The following is a 1345-nucleotide window of genomic DNA, read 5'->3' on the forward strand; positions in this document are numbered from 1 at the left end:
CGATGCTCCTATGGATTGTCAAGGGCGAGTGCTGACCTCGGGAGCTGCGCGAACACCTCTCGAGCCACGTAGCGTTTGAGGCAGCGGATCGCTTCCTTCTTGGTCCGACCTTCCTTCATCCGGCGCTCGATGTAGTGCTTGGTTCGCGGGTCGTTGACCATCCGGGTGAACACGATGTGCCAGAGCGCTGAGTTGGCCTGGCGGTCCCCGCCGCGGTTGAGCCGATGGCGGTGCTGCTTGCCGCTCGAGGCATCGAGGGGAGACACCCCGCAGAGCTTGGCGAAGGTGGCCTCGGTCTTCAGGCGCTCGGGGTTGTCGCCGGCGGCCACCAGGAGGGCGGACGCCACGTCAGTCCCCACGCCGTCGACTGCATTGAGATCTGGTGCGGTTTCGGCGACGAGGGTCTTGAGCACCCGGTCGATCTCTTTGACCTCTTCTTCGAGGGAAAGGGCCCGGCGTGCCAGCGTGCGCAAGGTGAGCTTGGTCACCGTCGTCACGTCGGTCCGTCCGGTGTGGCGATAGGCACTGGCCACGGTGAGCACCTTGTAGATGGAGAGGTCCCGCAGTTCGGCCCGGAGTTCCTCGGGAGCGGTCGAGACGAGGCTGCGCATCTGGTTGATGGCCTGGGTCCGACTGCGCCTGGCCGAGCTGCGGGCCACCCGCAGCACCCGCATGGCCTCGACGTTTCCGTCCCTGGTCTTGGCCGACCCAGTGGCGTCGCCGCCTTGGGCGGCCCGGGCCGCAGCCACCGCGTCGTGAGGGTCCGACTTTCCCGTGCGCCGGCGGCGCTGGCGGTTGGGCCGGTCCACCTCGACGACGGCGACCTGGTGGCCCAAGAGGTGACGGGTGAGCCCCGCCCCGTAACTCCCGGTCCCTTCGACGCCGACGAGCTCAAGGGTCCCGAAGCCCTCGAGCCAGCGCAGCAGCTCCGAGTAGCCCGCGGCTGTGGCCGCAAAGCTCTCTACACCGAGCTGGGCTCCTCGTTCGTCGAGGGCGGCCGCAACGTGCACGTCGAGGTGCGTGTCGACCCCTCCGGTGATTCGGCGCGCGATAGTGGTCATCGTCATCTGTTCCTTTCGCTTGGGTGGATGACACCGCACCGCCGGGACGATGGACAGGACAGCGAAGGGCCTGTGCGGCAGGCTCCTATGAGGTCACTCCGTCCGACCGGTTGGTGTCGGGTGAGTGTCCGAGCCAGGCCGACGAATCGACTTCAGGACAGTCCGAGAGGACGTCAGCCGGTATTGATGGAGTCAGACCTGGCTCGGGCATTCACCCACACGCTGACCAGTTCTCGCTCCGAAATGGTGGACCGTCAGCGGGCTACGTCAATCCTCGCTGCCGG

The 1345-nt window shown here is 66.9% G+C and carries 1 protein-coding gene; it reads right to left on the minus strand.

Features of this window, described 5'->3' with window-relative positions; translation table 11 throughout:
• Nucleotides 1–8 precede the first annotated feature (8 nt).
• Nucleotides 9–1040, minus strand: a complete 1032-nt coding sequence (locus IVW53_16045; GenBank protein MBF6607073.1) for an IS110 family transposase — start codon at nt 1038–1040, stop codon at nt 9–11.
• Nucleotides 1041–1345: the final 305 nt, after the last annotated feature.

Source organism: Chloroflexota bacterium, from assembly GCA_015478725.1.
In the GTDB taxonomy this organism is placed as follows: domain Bacteria; phylum Chloroflexota; class Limnocylindria; order Limnocylindrales; family CSP1-4; genus C-114.